The organism is Gracilimonas halophila, from assembly GCF_042684365.1.
Lineage (GTDB): Bacteria > Bacteroidota > Rhodothermia > Balneolales > Balneolaceae > Gracilimonas > Gracilimonas halophila.
In genome coordinates, this window is sequence record NZ_JBHULI010000002.1 from 243,272 (window position 1) to 259,668 (window position 16,397).

Consider the following 16,397-nt stretch of genomic DNA (forward strand, 5'->3'; position numbering starts at 1 on the left):
CGATGAGTTGCTTGAGTTTTCCTGAAGTATCTTCTTCAATGTGTTTCCGGTTTCCATACGTTGATTCTATGAACAGTACATCGGCACGTTTGGGCTTCTTAGGATTTCTAAGCAAAGCATCTTTTGGCCTGCCAATATCCCCTGAAAATACAAATCGTTTTCCGTAGATATCTATCTCAATAAAAGTAGCTCCTATAATATGTCCGTTGTATTGAAATCGAACTCTAATGTTGTCGTCAACTGCAATCCACTCGGCTTTTTCCCGTTTTTGAAATCTGCTTATGGCCCTTTCAGCATCATCCGTATTGTAAAGAGGTTCGGCCGGATCGTGTTTGCTGTACCCGTCTTTGTTAGCTCTTTCAGCATCTTCTTCCTGAATTTTAGAACTGTCCCTTAATATGATCTCAGCTATGTCAAGGGTTGGAGCTGTTCCCCAAATTGAGCCATTAAATCCCATTTTAACGAGGCGCGGAAGAAATCCACTATGATCAAGGTGACCGTGCGTTAATAAAATAAGATCAACTGACGAAGCTTTAACAGGAAGCTGTTGTCAGTTCAATTCCCGTAGCTTTTTTATTCCCTGAAACATCCCGCAATCTATCATTAGATTTTTTTCAGGAGTTTCAATGAGGTATTTGGAACCAGTAACTGTTCCTGAAGCTCCTAAAAAATGGATCTTAATGGATTTGCTCATGATCAGCTCATGTTAGGTTTAAAATTTCAGTTGCTTCCTTATGAATACGCTTTGCCCGGGTTCTATCAAAACCAAGCCGGGTGAGGAGCTGTAAATCGTCACAAATCTGTCTAACCAGTACAATGTTGTTCTTCAAAAGAACCTGTTTTTCAGATCTATCAATAACTGATAAACAGGTTATAGGATGAAGTCCGGTTCTGCCGATCAGGTCTTTCAAACCGTTGTTCTTTGGAAAACTCCAGCTCAATAACTTGAGTCCAATACAATTTGCATAATCTGAGGCATCGGTAGTAAACCGTGTGTTAGTAACTACCCATCCAGCATGGGTTTTATGTTGGAGCCCAGGCTGTTTGATCCACTCATTCTTGACATCTACAAAACGGGATCTCACATAAAGTGGAATGGTAACATTGCAATGATGAGTTTGTCTGTTGTGAAACTTACACTCCATCATTAAATATTCATCATCCTTCTCGGCAAGTACATCAATTTCGTGAGAAACACATTCTCCTTTAACTACACTGCCCACTTTTGTTGCGTACCCAAGCTTTTTGAAGAGTTCTGAGACCAGAATTTCAAACGGATAGCCGGAGGGCCCCAGTTCAAGCAAAGCTTCTTTTAACTTATACCGGCCTGCAATTCGGATAGATTTCTTCTTTAGCAGCCGATAGGCTTCTTGGTAAATTTTTTGGGTAGTCATACCGTCTGTAAACAAGCCAGTATCTTCCAGATCTTTGATCACAGAATTTATAACATTTGACTGAGCTCCTGCATTACTCAATGAGCGTTTAAGTTTGGATAGCTGAAAAGTCTCTCTTTCACCTGTAGCCTTTATAACTTCAAATGTAACCATGTGTAAAGCTTCCGTTTTGTGTTAAACAAAAGTATATAAAAGAACTGTAAAGATTGAGTGAGGCTATTATTTCATATAAGAAAGATTCCGTATATGAATTAGCCATTAGAGAAAAACTAATCTATTAAATTAAAAGGACATCAAAGGTGCAGGTAAATTAATTAATAACATGATTTATTTTGTTTTACAGGCGGACAATCAGCATCTCCATACGAACAAAATACACAACAATCTCCCTGTTTTGGTTTGATAATTTCTCCACATCCCGGACATTCCCAAAAGAAATGACAGGAATCCTCCGGCATTGCTTCCGAAGCTTTATTGCCACACAATGGACAGGTAATTGTTGACGAAGTCTTAACGTTCATCTGAATCTTCATTTATAAGTTCAGAAGAGCCTCCGCAGCTATGCATGGCCTGACCAAAAAATGGATTTTGAACTTCTTCTTCCGAACTGAGCCAACTGCTGCCCCCTTTATACATCGGGCAGTATTGTTTGAACAACGTTCCTTCAAAGCCCTGATTTTGAACAGCTGTAATAAGTTCATCTGAGATCTTCTTAAATGCGGACCTCAAGGCTGTGATGTCTTTTGATTCAGATGCTTCCTGTACGGCAGCTTGCATTTTGGCATGATGATCTGCGTGTGTTTCAGCGTGTTCTTCATGTTTATTCATTTCTCCGCTGTTATAAACTTCTTTCGAAAATTGCAGAATGTGTTCTTTAGCAGATTCAAATTTATCCTGCACCAAAGCATTCTTTGCTTCCATGTAATGAAGGATCAACGTTTCCAAATGATCGGTATGCTGATGTTGCTCTTGTTGGTGATTACTATGGTCTCCATGCTGAGCGATCGCTGGAAAGCTTATAAGGGATACTAGGGTCAGTGCTAATATTGATTTCATAGTCTTTTTTGATTAGTGTATTGTTTTGAAAATTTGAATGATGGTACTAAGAAGTCAGAACTATCCGTCCTCCATTTTTAGAAATCGTGCGTTTATGGCTACGATCACCGTACTCAAGGACATCAAAATAGCTCCTACGGCCGGACTCAAAATAATTCCCCAGGCAAATAACACGCCGGCTGCCAATGGAATAGCTCCAATATTATAGCCGGAAGCCCACCACAAGTTCTGGATCATTTTTCTATAGGTAGATTTAGAAAGTTTGATAAGGGCAGTTACATCTTCGGGATTGTTTTTAACGAGTACGATATCTCCCGTTTCAACGGCCACATCCGAGCCGGCTCCAATGGCAATACCGACATCAGCTTGTGCAAGTGCGGGGGCATCATTCACTCCGTCTCCGGTCATGGCAACCATTTTGCCCTGTTCCTGAACTTCCTTCACTTTGTTGGCTTTTTGATCGGGGAGGACTTCGGCAAATACCTGATCAATGCCCAGTTCTTTGCCTACATAATCGGCGGCCTGCTGATTGTCGCCGGTAAGCATGATGCACTCGATACCCATGTTATGAAGTGCTTCAATAGCGTATTTAGAGGATTTCCGTATTTCATCTCCCAGGGCAATAGCTCCGGCCAACTTGTCTTCGATGATCACAAAAACTACCGTTTTTCCTTGGGATGAAAGCTCTTGAACGTTTTCTTCCGGGTAATCCATCTCCTCTTCACGGATGTATCCCGGGCTTACTACTTTCATTGATTTCTCATTCACTGTTCCTTCGATTCCTTTCCCGGTGATGGAGTTGAACTCGTCAGGTTCCCAGGTCTCTTCGGCTTTCTCTAAAATACCTTTGGCCAATGGATGTTCGGAGTTTTTCTCTAATGATGCCGCATATTTCAAAATTTCCTCATCCGAAAAGTCATCTCCAAAATTCAGGATATCAGTTATCGAGAAAGTTCCTTCTGTAAGCGTCCCTGTTTTGTCAAAGATGACGGCATCCAGGTTTCGGGCCTGTTCAAAAGCGGCGCGGTTACGGATCAAAAATCCATTAGTGGCTGCAATGCTGGTAGACCTTGAAACAACGAGAGGAATCGCCAACCCCAAAGCATGTGGGCAGGTGATCACCATTACCGCTACAGTTCGGTTCATCGCAAAATCAAAACTTTGACCGGTGAAGAATATCCACGCTCCAAACGTTATTAGTCCCGCGGTGATGGCAACAATGGTCAGCCAGAATGCAGCCCGATTAGCCAGATCTTGTGTTCGGGATTTACTCTGCTGAGCCTCTTCCACCAGACTCATCACCTGAGATAGGAAGGACTCATCACCCGTCTTCGAAATTTCTATGGTGATGGACCCCTTTTCGTTTACTGAGCCCCCGATCACTTCATCGTCCTTAGCTTTGTTAACAGGCTTGGATTCGCCGGTAAGCATAGCTTCGTTTACACTTGACTCCCCCTTCACCACGATGCCATCAGCAGGAACTTTTTCTCCGGGTTTGATGAGAATTTTGTCACCCTGCCTCAATTCATCAACAGGAACATCTTCAGTTGACCCGTTTTCGTTCACACGATGGGCCTCCCCCGGCAATAGCTCAGCCAATTCTTCTAATGCAGATGAAGCACTCATCACGGAACGCATCTCAATCCAGTGACCCAGAAGCATAATGCCAACCAAAGTAGATAGCTCCCAATACAGCAGGTCACCTTCAAATCCAAAAACCACAGCGGTACTGTAGAGGTAGGCTATGGAGATCGCAAGGCCGATAAGTGTCATCATGCCCGGCTGTTTTTTCTTTAACTCATCCACTAAGCCGGTTAGGAACGGCCATCCTCCAAAGAAATACACTACGGAAGAAAGAGCAGCGAGTATCCATTTGTCGGAAGTAAATCTCCAGTCTACTCCAAGAAAATTCTGGATCATTGGGGAAAGTGCCATAATAGGGATAGTCAGCCCTAGCACCCACCAAAAGCGCCACTTGAAATCCTGCACCATTTGTTTGTGGTGTTCATGGTGGGAGTGGCTTCCATGGTCACCATTTTCGTGATTGTGATCCATCTTATGGTCATGACAATTGTGATTATCATGGTTGTGTTGTTCTTGGTGGTCCATTTTAAGTTCCGGTTAAGTTAGTGGTCGTTTGTTACTTATCGGGATGACCAATGAATGGCTGTAATTTTCCAATGGTCTCCATCTTTTCTCAATACGGCGAGTTCAAGTGAGGTCAGGTCCATTTCTCTTTCAGAATACGTTCCCTTCATGGTACTCACGGTGCTTACCCAGGCAATAGCACCCTCAGTTGTAACTTTTTGAGTAAGGATCTCACGATTCATGGCCTTCAGGAACCTGCCGTCAGAGTGAAAGTGATGGGAGAGATATTCCTTTTTCGTCTCTACTCCGCTTCCTTCCAGTATCAGGGCATCATTAGCCAATAAATTGCTGGCGGTTTCAGAGTCATTATCTATGATCGCTGTTTTAAAATCTTCTAACGCCATTAATACGTTTGTTTTTGGCTGGTTCGTTTGAGCCATTACAGTTCCCGAGAGCAAAAAAGTATACCAGTTATCTTTATAAGTGATTTCATAAGGTTGTTTTTTTGTTTAAAGTTGAGTCATTTCAATTTGAGAGAGCAGTACTGTGCCACTTCCCTGTAGCTTTAGTCCCACATTACCCCTTTCCGGGGCATCCCCGTGGCCGTGTACTTTCATTTCACGGTTCACATACCCCCGAAAATGAGTTCCGTCTCCAACAACACGCAGGAATAATTCTCCATTGACTTTAAATGTACCTTCTTGAAATATGATTTCGTCTCCATTTTGGATTCTTCCCTGACGCATCATTCCATCTGAACTAAGAGATACAAAATCATAATTATTTGCGTCCTGTAAATGATGAACAAGTTCTACTTTTCCATCTAGATCATCTAAGTTGAGATTGTAATCAACCTGTACATCCTGGAACGAGTCATGGGTCACAAACAAGTTTGCTTGTTCTGAAGCTTTAAGGCGAAGTAGTGGAGATTCTGCTGAAATTATTGCCGGATTTAAGTCTTGAACAGAACCTTCCACCCAATGAAAGTTAGTGATGAGATCACTGACCGAATTTGAGTTTATGTTCCAGGTCCAGTCCCCATTTCCTTTAGTAACAAAAGATGAAACGGTTGAAGTGCTATCCATTGGTACAGGTGATTCAGGTTCTTCCTGTTGCAAAAGTTGTCCCGTTCCTGCTCCGTATCCGAAGACCATTTTTCCACCGTATTCCGCGGTTTCAAACACCATAAACAATCCCGGTAAAACCGTTATGAAAGCTACTATCTTAAAGCTGTTCTTTTCAAAAAGATCAAACCAGTGAAAAGCAATCCTTAGTATTGAATAAAGAATAAAGAACCAGAGCAGATATTGAGCCCAGTCGGCATGTTCACTGAGTACAGATTGGGCTTCAGTTGGAAGAAAAACAGTATCTGCGGCTATAGTTCCGGTATAATAGGTAATTCCGGCGCATATAGTTCCTGTGACATACAGGATCGTATTTTTGGTTTCATCCCACCATTTTTCAGGAATAAAAAAGGTAATAAGGTTTGCGAATGCGGTGATCACTAACAGTGCAATTGGAAAGTGCACAATTAGTGGGTGAATGTTTGGAGCCCAATCGGGAATTAGTAGTGATTCCATAATTAATTTTTAGCGTTTGTTTAATTGACTATAAATAGTTGCCGAAGCTTAATTAGTTATAACTAACATCATTTATTGAATTGTCAATTCATCTGCTCAACAGTCTCTCCACAGTTGTGCATTTGAGTGCCATAAAAAGGGTTTTCAATATTTTCTTTGTCACTTATCCAGGTGCTTCCACCATCGTACATAGGACAGTATTGTTTAAATAATTTTCCTTCATACCCTTCTTCCTCAACCCGAGTAATTAACATTTCCGAGATGGACTTAAATTCCGCTCGGAGTTCCTCGATGTCACTGAAGTCATCTTTTGTAAATGAGGTAACCTGTTCTTGTGCAGATTCAAAGTCATCGTTGGAAAGAGCTTCTCGCAGTTTCAGGTATTTCGGAATCAACATCTTCAGATCTCCCTGCATTTGGAGGCCGGAATGATCTTCTGTTTGCTCTATTTCAGAATCATCACTTTCCATATCACCGTGATTGTGAGCTCCCTGATTGTTTCCGGTTCCCGGCTCGCGGTTCATCATACTGAGTTTATCAGAAAGCTGGGCGGCAGCATCCACTTTAAAGGTTCCGTTAGTCACCACTCTTTCTCCCGGCTCCAGCCCGGACTCGATGACGTAATCATTTCCGGCACGCGAGCCCAATAATACTTCGCGTGCTTCAAAAGCCGGGATGTCACCTTGTGATACATCTACAAAAACAATGGAACGCTTGCCAGTCCACATAACAGCCGATCTTGGAACCAGCAGTTTTTCTGTTTGGGCTGAACCGGATGAGATCACGCCTTCCGCAAACATACCGGGCTTCATTCGAGTGTTGGGGTTATTTGTGACAACACGGACTTTTACCGTGCGTGAATCAGTATTCAGGAAAGGCTCAATAAAATCGACTTCTCCGCTAAAAGTTTGGCTGCCTAAAGAGGAAACCTGAAACTCAACTTCATCACCCTTCGAAAGCCCACCGATAGCGGATTCATAAGCCTCAAACTCGATCCAAACATCGGAAAGATCCGCAATCCGATACATTGCCATACCTTCCATAATATGATCTTCCCTGGAAATGCTGATCTCTGATACATAGCCGGAAACAGGAGCAAAGAAATCTAGCTCCTCCATCACCTCACCGGATCGCTCGATCTGATCTATGGTTTCTTCCGGGAATTCCCAAAGCATCAGCTTACGTCGCGCAGACTCATACAGCCGCGGATTTTGCTCTTTGAATCGGGCCGTTTCCAGTAATTCCCTTTGAGCTGTTATGAGCTCAGGAGAATAAATGGAGGCTAGTCGCTGTCCTTTACGGACATAATCGCCTGAAAAATCAACATATAACTCCCGAACACGTCCGGGGAAATGAGCGGTAATATTAGAAACCAAATTTTGATTTACTACAACTTTCCCCGGGAGTCGGGTTTCTTTAACCGGGATTCCCAGCCGCACATCTGAGGTCTGAATATCTGCCAAAGCCATGGCGGCTTGCGAAATCCTCACGGCATTGGGGTTTTGGACTGAGCCGTCATCTTCGTCTAACTCATTAGCAGGAATTAATTCCATTCCACATATTGGGCAATCCCCCGGTTCATTTTCACGTACTTGCGGATGCATGCTACATGTGTACACAATGTTTCCTTCTTCATCCGTATGTGTTTCTGCTATATGTTCCTCCAAAGACTGAGGCTCAGATGTTCCTCCAAAGAATAAATATCCGAGAAAGAGTCCACCCAATAGCAGTCCGGAGTAAATAAGTATGTTTTTAGTTTTCATGATTTTGAGTTTTGGGTCGTGAGTATTGAGTATTGAGTTTCTCACGACTCAATACTCACTACTCACTACTAATTATTTAGATTTAAATTTTTTTTTCCGGTTAGGTAATCGATATATGCCGCCGCTTTATGTTGTACCGTTCTGGACTGAATGCGTTTGAGTTGGTATTCCAGTTTTTTGCGCTGCATCCGCAGAATCTCCTCAAAATCTGAACTGTCGGAGGAATAGGATTCCATCATAATGTCGATGGCCTGAGTGATGCGTTGAATTTGTTTTTGGTTATAAAGGGTGAATTTTCTCTGGGCATCTTCGTAGTCCCGCAAGGATGCATCCAATTCAGTTTGCAGTGAATTTTCTCGGGAGGAGATCTGAAATTGGACATCCTGAATGTTTCGTTCAGACTGTTGTACTTTGGCGTTATTCTTTTTCCCAAAAAGGGGCACTTTGAATCCGGCCATAACCATAAGTGCATCCTCTCCGCTGTTAGCCACGTTCGGCATATCGGTCTCACCGGTAAAGATGTAATCCACACCTAGTTTGATGCCCGGTCTATTCTGCTTTTGAGCCAGTGATCTCATTTCTTTGGAAGAGGCTTCCTGATATCGGAGTCGGTTTAAATTGGGATTTTGTTGCTGAATTTGAGCCATAAGTTCCTCCCGGGAATTAATTTCAGTTTCTCCCAAAGAATCAGGCAATATGATCTTCGAGCTCTCACTACGGTTCAGTAACTCATTCATTCTTTGAAGCAAGACCTCCCGATTGTCTTGTAATAATTCGATCTGAATATTAAGATCCTCTTCTTCAATTTGAGCTCGCAACACATCAACTTGAGTGGCACGATCGGTTTCATAACGAGACAAACTCAATTCCACCAGGGAATTCAGGATCATTTGGTTTTCTTTAGCTAAGCGAATGCTTTCATCGAGTTCATAGATCTCCAGAAGTGTTTGCTCAACTTGCAGAAAGATGCGATTCCGGCTTTCCTGAAAGGATTCAAAGGATGCTTTTGCCCGGATATCAGAAACCGAGCGTTGATCTCTCAGAGAGCCAAACCAAGGCAGCATTTGTGAAACGGATATTCGCCCTTGCTGCGGTCCCAATCTTGTCTCTATGGGTTTGATGAAATAAGAAAATGAAACCTCCGGGTCAGGCAAAGTTCCCATTATGGAGCTTTCTTCCAAAGCCGATAGATACTGCTGGTATTTAGATTTCAGTTCCGGATTGTTTTCGGCTGCTTCTTGCTGGTAATCGGCAATGGATTGGGCATAAGTTGTGAAAGGCAGTATAACTAAGACCAACAATGATATTAGTCGCAGAGAATACAATAGGTACGCTGAGTGATTTCTTTCCTGCTTATTCAATGTTGAATAGTGGATGTTCCTTGATCGCTGTTCTTCTCTCATTTCAAACTCCGTTTCATTTTAAGTTCTTTCCACATGTAATAAAGCACCGGTATCACCAACAAAGTGATAACCTGTAAAAACATCCCGCCTACACTTGGGATTGCCATCGGGACCATGATATCTGCACCGCGGCCGGTGGAGGTGAGCACGGGCAGCAACGCCAAAATGGTAGTTGCTGTTGTCATCAGTGTGGGACGAATTCTTCGGGTGCTTGCTTCGATCACAATTTCCCTTAACTCAGCCGATGTCGTTGGTTTCTTGCGGTCAAAAAGCTGATCAAGATAGGTGGCCATCACCACGCCTCCATCTGCTGCAATGCCAAATAGGGCGATAAAACCGACCCAAACGGCCACACTTAAATTCACGGTTCCCATCTGAAAGAGATCGCGAATATTCTGTCCAAATACATCAAAGTTCAGGAACCAACCCTGACCGTAGAGCCAGACGAGAAGGAAACCACCTGCCCAGGCCACAAAAATGCTGCTAAAGATCATGGCGGTAGTACTAACTGAACGGAACTGGAAATACATGATCAGAAAAATGATAGCCAGAGCAATCGGCAGAATGATACTTAGCCTTTTCTCAGCCCGCACCTGATTTTCATAATTCCCGGCAAACTCAAAGTTGATGCCAGCCGGTATCGTCAAATTTCCGGAATTCACATTGTCCTGAATTTCACGCCGGGCATTTTCTACCACTTCCACTTCGGCATAGCCGTCGACCTTATCAAAGATCACGTATCCGACCAAGAAAGTGTCCTCACTTTTTATAGCCTGTGGGCCCTGTCGGTATTTGATTTCAGCAAGCTGAGCCAATGGAACCTCGGTTCCTGTTTTTGTTGGCACTAAGAGTTCACCCAGTGCTTCGGGATCACTTCTCAGCTCCCGTGCAAAACGTACCCGAATGGGGTAGCGCTCGCGTCCTTCAACCGAGGTGGAAACTGCCATTCCGCCCACACCCATTGACATGAACTGTTGGGCATCCTGAACTGAAAGTCCATAGCGAGCCAGTTGCTCACGATTCCAATCTACTTCCAGATATGGTTTTCCCACAATACGCTCAGCAAATACGGAGGACGCTTTTACGCCCTCTGCTTCACGAAGTACTTCTTCTAATTCAAGGCCAAAACGCTCAATTTCGAGCAGGTCATTCCCTTTTACCTTCACACCCATGGGAGCTCGCATACCGGACTGTAACATCACAAGTCGTGTTTCAATGGGTTGAAGTTTGGGGGCAGAAGTAGTTCCGGGAATGCGGGAAACGGAAACGATCTCATCCCAAATATCGTCAGGAGATTGAATATAATCTCTCCACTGTCGGTAATACTCCCCGTTTTCATCGGGGATCAATTCACCTGTTTCATCTTCCACAAACTCGCCAGCTTCATTTACTTGAAAGCGAATCCGCCGGCCATTTTCATCCGTTTTGTATTCTGATTTATAGAGTATGATATTCTCGAACATTGAAACCGGGGCAGGGTCTAAAGCTGATTCAGTACGGCCCATTTTACCAACTACTGTTTCGATTTCAGGAATTGCGTTAACAGCGATATCAATTTTACGCATTACATCCTCGGCTTCTTCCACTCCTGCGTGAGGCATGGTAGTAGGCATCAACAGGAAGGCACCTTCATCGAGGGCGGGCATAAATTCCTCTCCAAGTCCGGGAAAGGTTTCGGAGGCGGAATTCCACGCAGAAGTTTGGCGGACATCCAACCCAAAAACATCAAAACTCTTGGCTATAAAACCAAAGGTGGTGGCAAAGCCCAGCCAGATCATCACCCCAAGAACCACAAATGCGGATGGGATAGACAGGAAGGCTTTCTTATGGTCCAGGCACCAACCAATGATGCCTTGATAATATTTGATGATGAGCCAGAAAGCGGTCAGGATCAAGGCGATCAATATTACAATGAAGATAAGATTTCCGGCAAAAGAAACGGAGGGGCCAAACGGAAGCCAGTATACTGTTAATAGCCAGGTTACTACAAATACAGACAAGGCATTATTCAAAAACGGAATTCGCTGCCGATAGCTTTCATCTAAAAAATATCCGGCACCATTGATCAGTCCAAAGCCCAAGATCAAGAATCCACCCCAGCCGGAAAGGGTGAACATAGCGAACAACCCACCTATCACTAACAATCCGTTCCAGCTCAGTTTAAATTTTCTATTATTGATCTTAAGCCCGAAGAACCAATGGGCGAAAGGCGGAATGAGTGTGATGGTAATAATGATGGAAGCGATCAACGCAAAAGTCTTGGTATAGGCAAGTGGCTTAAAGAGCTTGCCTTCAGCGGCTATCATGGTGAAGACAGGCAGGAAACTCACAATGGTGGTAGTGATGGCAGTCAATACCGCTCCGGCTACCTCAACCGTGGCGTTGTAAATCACCTCCAGCAGAGATTCATTTTCTTCCATTTCCTCCATATGCCGAAGCATATTTTCGGATAGAATCACCCCCATGTCCACAATGGTTCCGATGGCAATGGCAATTCCCGAAAGCGCCACGATGTTAGCGTCCACGCCGAAGTATTTCATAGCTATGAAAGTCATAAGTACGGCAATGGGCAGCATGGAAGAGATCAAAACGGAAGTTCGCAGGTTCATCACCATAATGATGATGACAATAATGGTAATCAGAATCTGGAGGGAGAGGGCTTCTTCCAGTGTACCCAAAGTTTCATCAATCAGCGTGGATCGGTCATAAAAAGGCACAATGGTAACTTTTGATTCGGAGCCATCATCCAGAGTTTTAGAAGGCAGTCCGGCTGATATCTCTTCGATCTGTGCTTTTACATTATCAATTACCTGTTGAGGATTAGCTCCCTGTCGAGCAACCACCACGCCGCCTACAGCCTCCGCTCCGGCTTTATCCAATGCGCCTCTTCGCGGAGCCGGCCCCATACTTACAAATCCCACATCCTGAATACGAATGGGTGTATTATCTACCACTTTAACCACGGCCGACTCAAGGTCTTTCAGGTTTTTAATATAGCCCAAGCCTCGCACAAGGTATTCGGCGTTGTTCATCTCTATGGTACGTGCCCCGGTTTCGGCATTTGCCTTTCGTACGGCATCAATAACTTGTGAAAGAGTAACCTCATAAGTTTTTAATTTGTTGGGGTCGATATCTATCTGGTACTCTTTAACATATCCCCCGATGGAGGCGACCTCTGCTACACCTTGTGCCCCGGAAAGGCCGTACTTAACATAAAAATCCTGAAGAGAACGCAACTCTTGTGGATCCCATCCACCTGCGGGATAACCATTTTCATCCCGACCTTCCAGTGTGTACCAGAAAATCTGTCCCAACGCCGTGGCGTCCGGACCAAGTGCAGGTTTGGCGGTTTCCGGTAATGTTCCAGCCGGCAGGGAATTCAGCTTTTCCAAGATCCGTGAGCGACTCCAGTAAAACTCCACATCCTCTTCAAAGATCACATAGATGCTGGAGAGTCCGGTCATCGACGTACTCCGGACGGTCTTCACCCCGGGTACAGTCAGTAATTGCGTGGTAAGCGGATAGGTTACCTGGTCTTCAATGTCCTGCGGAGATTGACCTTCCCATTCGGTATAAACGATCTGTTGGTTTTCACCAAGATCAGGGATGGCATCTACGGGCACCGGGTCATTGGGCAGGAAACTCAGGTTCCAGTTGAAGGGAGCTACAGCAAGTCCCCAGCCTACCAGGACTAGTAATAGCAGTACAGCTGGAAGTTTATTTTCCAGGAAAAACCGGATGGTTTTGTTTAGCATGTTATGGTTATTAGGAATTGGTTAATTGTTAATCATTCGTACGGGCAAAGCCTGTATGAGTGATTTCGATTCAACAAGTAATACCAATTCCTAAATCAGAAAAGACTCGTTAGCGAGATAGATAAGAGGAGGGGAATAAGAATCCGATGTAAGAAAAGAAGGAGCATCGAATTCTGTTTTAGTGGTGTGATTTTCTTCCAACACTTGAACAACAACCAACATCTGTGTTTTCACTTTTTGGAAAACTGGAGCTTCAGTTTTAACAGGTGCTTCATCTATGGAGCAGGCACACGCAAATCCAAGATTATGAGCCTTATGGTGTGTTTTATCCGTTTTGGGGTGATGTTGGTTTTCCGGCATTTCAGCAGGTTGTCCGTTCATGGGACAATCTTCCCCATGCTGACTCATTGGCTGCATAGGATGCTGCATTTCCTTCATTTCATCACACACATCCTCCGACATGGCCTGAAGGCCTGAAGGAATGGAAACCCCTATCAGGATACTCAGGCTAAGCAGAGAGGCAATAAATCGATATGTCGCAGAAATTTTCACAAGCCTAAATTAGTCAAGGGAACAGTGAATTCAAAGCGGGGCAGGAAGCAAGTCAGGATCTGATAAATGATTAACAGGATTTGGTAAGGTCGGTGGCGTTGGTAATTCACTAGTATTGAGAAAAGGTTTAAAGCTCGAGCTTTAATAGCGCTGCGAGTTGCTTAAAACAGAAATTGATATAAGACTATAGAAATAAAAACCAGCACAGTTGTAGTTTTCGAACCACAACCAGGTGGAGTGTTCTCAATATCCGTATTTTTGATCATGTTGGCAGTTATTGGTTTGCCACTATCGATATGATCTTTAGCTTCTTTTAATCCCATACCTGTAGCCTGTCGAAGTATTTTAATGGCCTGAATCTTCTTGCCATCTCTAACTTCCGCGTTGATTTGATTGATTATGTCTTCAGGTGTACTCATGGTTCAAATCCTATATAATTAATAAAACGTCTTATTTTTGATGGTCCCGTCGTTAATATTTCTTAGAATTAGCAAAATTAATTCTATACAAACAAGCTCAATCACTCTCCAAAAAATTCAGCAAACCCGGTCATTTAAATCGGCTGAATAAAAGTTATTGACCTTTTGCCCCAGGTGGCCTGTCCCACTGCTCTACCCATATATATCCTCTGATTCGAACTCAGTTTTCGATTCTCAAATAATTAATCTCACATCCGTATATTTGGCTTTGCTACTTCATTCGAATAACCCATTAATTTAAGCAAGAGGCCTCTCCATTAGCCCCGATTCTAAAAAGCGCTACATCCTGATTCTTGGTATCGTCTTCATTGCCTTGTCAATGCGTTCGCCGCTGTCAAGTGTGGGGCCACTTACAGAATTTATACAAAATGCTTTGGGCCTTTCCTACAGTATGGTCGGGTTGGTCACCACGCTTCCTCTTATCTGCTTTGCTGCTTTGTCCGGCTTCACACTTTATTTTACACAACGATTTGGCTTGGAAGTTACCTTGGGAGCCGCACTGTTCATTTTAACTGTTGGCACCGTTGGCAGGTCTTTTGCTAATATTCCGGCCTTATACATGGGGACTCTCTTTATTGGAATCGGGATCGCCATTATGAATGTGCTAATGCCTTCCATAGTCAAGCGGGACTTCCCGGAGCGTTCAGGATTAATGACTAGTATGTATTCCGGGGTGATGGGAGTTGGGGCGACGCTGGGGGCCGGCGTAAGTGTTCCCTTGGCTCATACCACTAACTGGCAATTCTCGTTAGGAAGTTGGGCAATTCTAGCATTTTTGGGAATGTTGTTCTGGATTCCACAGCTCAGAAACCGAACAAAGCCTAAAAACCCAATTCATATTATTTCAGCAATCAAAAAACTAGGTGCCTCTCCTATAGCCTGGCAGATTGCTCTCTTCATGGGATTACAATCTCTCATCTTCTATGCTATTCTTGCCTGGCTTCCGGAGATATTGATCGACAGAGGCATGACCCAAACAAAAGCAGGTCTGGTTTTATCAATTTCCCAAGGGACCGGAATCCTTGGTTCACTGATCATTCCTGTTGTTGCCGGTCGGTTTAAAGACCAGCGAAGAATTGTAGTAGTTACCGGCGCTATGGAAATTATAGGTATTGCAGGAATCCTGATCACGGAAACCTTTATGGTTTCTGTCTGGGCCGGAATTTTGGGATTTGGTTTGGGTGGAAACTTCAGCCTGGCGCTGCTATTCATGGTCTTGCGTGCTGATTCAGCTGAGCTAACTACCGGACTTTCCGGGATGGCTCAATCCGTCGGTTACTTTGTAGCCGCCTTCGGCCCGGTATTTTTTGGATTTATTCATGACCTGACCAATAGCTGGAATATTCCAATCTACAGCATGTTGGCCATTGCTGTTTTGCAACTAGTAATCGGGTTGGGCGCGGCTAAGGACAGGGTCATATACGAAAATTCGTGATTTCTCTACCATCTTTATATTTATTTTTGATTCTGCTGCCCTGCTAGCAGCTATGACTTAAGACTTGCTGGTGCTATCACTGATCCTCAAGCTTTACAATACTTTCCCTGACCTCATCTGTCATTTCTTTGCGGGCCTTTCCGAGTTCGTAATGAGCTTGTAAGCCAAGCCACATCTCAGCACTGGTACCGAGGGCAATGGAAAATCGCAGGGCTGTGTCTCCCGTTACAGTACGCCGCCCCCGAACGATCTCATTTACACGATTGGGTGAGACTGAAATACGGCGAGCAAATTCACGTTGGCTTATATTCAGGGGCTCTAAATACTCTTCCAGTAATATTTTTCCAGGATGAATCGGCTTAACTTTTTTATCAGTACTCATGGGTATTCATTTTATTAGGGATAATTATTTGATCATAGTGTCTCTTGTCTCGTTATACATAACAATGTAGCTAATTTATTAGTTTAATGTCTATTGTTCTTTAAGGTGTGGTTAGTTACTTTTTTCAGAAAAGGGGCTCCTATGCAAGAACACGAAAAAATAGACTATGTAGAATTTCCGGCCAGTGATCTGGGATCCACCAAGAAATTCTTTACCAAGGTATTCGAGTGGGGATTCACAGACTATGGTCCTGAGTACACCTCTTTTGCAGATGAAGGAATCAATGGCGGGTTTTTTAAATCCAACAAAAAAGGAACTACTGAAACTGGAAGTGCTCTTATTATTTTTTATAGTAAAGACCTGGAGGCTACGCAAAAGAAAGTAGAAGAAGCCGGTGGTAAGATCGTCAAAACGACTTACTCTTTTCCGGGTGGGCGTCGATTTCACTTCACTGAACCAAGCGGTAATGAATTTGCAGTGTGGTCAGATAAAAACTGATCGAATTTGATA

General features: G+C 43.7%; 14 protein-coding genes and 1 pseudogene. 2 read left to right on the forward strand and 13 right to left on the reverse strand.

Going from position 1 to position 16,397, the window contains the following annotated elements:
- Positions 1-52: 52 nt before the first annotated feature.
- The 12 genes and pseudogenes from ACFSVN_RS02225 to ACFSVN_RS02280 form a co-directional block, all read right to left on the reverse strand.
- Positions 53-526 (reverse strand): annotated as a pseudogene (locus ACFSVN_RS02225) (MBL fold metallo-hydrolase); the annotation flags it as partial.
- 175 nt (positions 527-701) lie between these two features.
- Positions 702-1,547 (reverse strand): restriction endonuclease, encoded by an 846-nt coding sequence (locus tag ACFSVN_RS02230; RefSeq protein ID WP_390297966.1) that lies wholly within the window; start codon positions 1,545-1,547, stop codon positions 702-704.
- A gap of 161 nt (positions 1,548-1,708) precedes the next feature.
- The gene (locus ACFSVN_RS02235; protein ID WP_390297969.1) at positions 1,709-1,927 is read right to left on the reverse strand and encodes a GDCCVxC domain-containing (seleno)protein; all 219 of its coding nucleotides are present in this window, start codon (positions 1,925-1,927) and stop codon (positions 1,709-1,711) included.
- Positions 1,905-2,450 carry a DUF3347 domain-containing protein gene (locus ACFSVN_RS02240; protein ID WP_390297972.1) on the reverse strand — a complete coding sequence of 182 codons (546 nt, stop codon included), beginning with the start codon at positions 2,448-2,450 and terminating at the stop codon, positions 1,905-1,907. Before ACFSVN_RS02240 ends, ACFSVN_RS02235 begins: the two co-directional genes overlap by 23 nt.
- Before the next feature lie 60 nt (positions 2,451-2,510).
- Complete coding sequence (locus ACFSVN_RS02245; RefSeq protein WP_390297975.1) at positions 2,511-4,559, reverse strand: copper-translocating P-type ATPase; 2,049 nt, start codon at positions 4,557-4,559, stop codon at positions 2,511-2,513.
- Positions 4,560-4,594: 35 nt separating this feature from the next.
- Entirely contained in the window at positions 4,595-4,978 is a 384-nt protein-coding gene (locus ACFSVN_RS02250; RefSeq protein WP_390297978.1) for a YybH family protein, read from the reverse strand.
- Between the two features lie 69 nt (positions 4,979-5,047).
- Entirely contained in the window at positions 5,048-6,118 is a 1,071-nt protein-coding gene (locus tag ACFSVN_RS02255; RefSeq protein ID WP_390297981.1) for a DUF2231 domain-containing protein, read from the reverse strand.
- A gap of 83 nt (positions 6,119-6,201) precedes the next feature.
- Complete coding sequence (locus ACFSVN_RS02260) at positions 6,202-7,881, reverse strand: efflux RND transporter periplasmic adaptor subunit (RefSeq protein ID WP_390297984.1); 1,680 nt, start codon at positions 7,879-7,881, stop codon at positions 6,202-6,204.
- Between the two features lie 68 nt (positions 7,882-7,949).
- Positions 7,950-9,284, reverse strand: a complete 1,335-nt coding sequence (locus tag ACFSVN_RS02265) for a TolC family protein (RefSeq protein ID WP_390297986.1) — start codon at positions 9,282-9,284, stop codon at positions 7,950-7,952.
- Entirely contained in the window at positions 9,281-13,039 is a 3,759-nt protein-coding gene (locus ACFSVN_RS02270) for an efflux RND transporter permease subunit (RefSeq protein ID WP_390297989.1), read from the reverse strand. The genes ACFSVN_RS02265 and ACFSVN_RS02270 overlap by 4 nt, the downstream gene beginning before the upstream one ends.
- A 90-nt stretch (positions 13,040-13,129) precedes the next feature.
- The gene (locus tag ACFSVN_RS02275; protein ID WP_390297992.1) at positions 13,130-13,591 is read right to left on the reverse strand and encodes a hypothetical protein; all 462 of its coding nucleotides are present in this window, start codon (positions 13,589-13,591) and stop codon (positions 13,130-13,132) included.
- A gap of 161 nt (positions 13,592-13,752) precedes the next feature.
- Entirely contained in the window at positions 13,753-14,010 is a 258-nt protein-coding gene (locus tag ACFSVN_RS02280; RefSeq protein ID WP_390297995.1) for a ribosomal protein L7/L12, read from the reverse strand.
- A 379-nt stretch (positions 14,011-14,389) separates the two neighbouring features.
- Between ACFSVN_RS02280 and ACFSVN_RS02285 the strand changes: the two genes are divergently transcribed.
- Positions 14,390-15,505: a CynX/NimT family MFS transporter gene (locus ACFSVN_RS02285; protein ID WP_390297998.1), complete on the forward strand. Its 1,116-nt coding sequence runs from the start codon at positions 14,390-14,392 to the stop codon at positions 15,503-15,505.
- Between the two features lie 76 nt (positions 15,506-15,581).
- On the opposite strand, the gene ACFSVN_RS02290 is transcribed toward ACFSVN_RS02285, so the two are convergent.
- Complete coding sequence (locus ACFSVN_RS02290) at positions 15,582-15,887, reverse strand: HigA family addiction module antitoxin (protein ID WP_390298000.1); 306 nt, start codon at positions 15,885-15,887, stop codon at positions 15,582-15,584.
- A gap of 141 nt (positions 15,888-16,028) precedes the next feature.
- On the opposite strand from ACFSVN_RS02290, the gene ACFSVN_RS02295 reads away from it, so the two are divergent.
- Positions 16,029-16,385, forward strand: a complete 357-nt coding sequence (locus ACFSVN_RS02295; RefSeq protein ID WP_390298003.1) for a VOC family protein — start codon at positions 16,029-16,031, stop codon at positions 16,383-16,385.
- Positions 16,386-16,397: the final 12 nt, after the last annotated feature.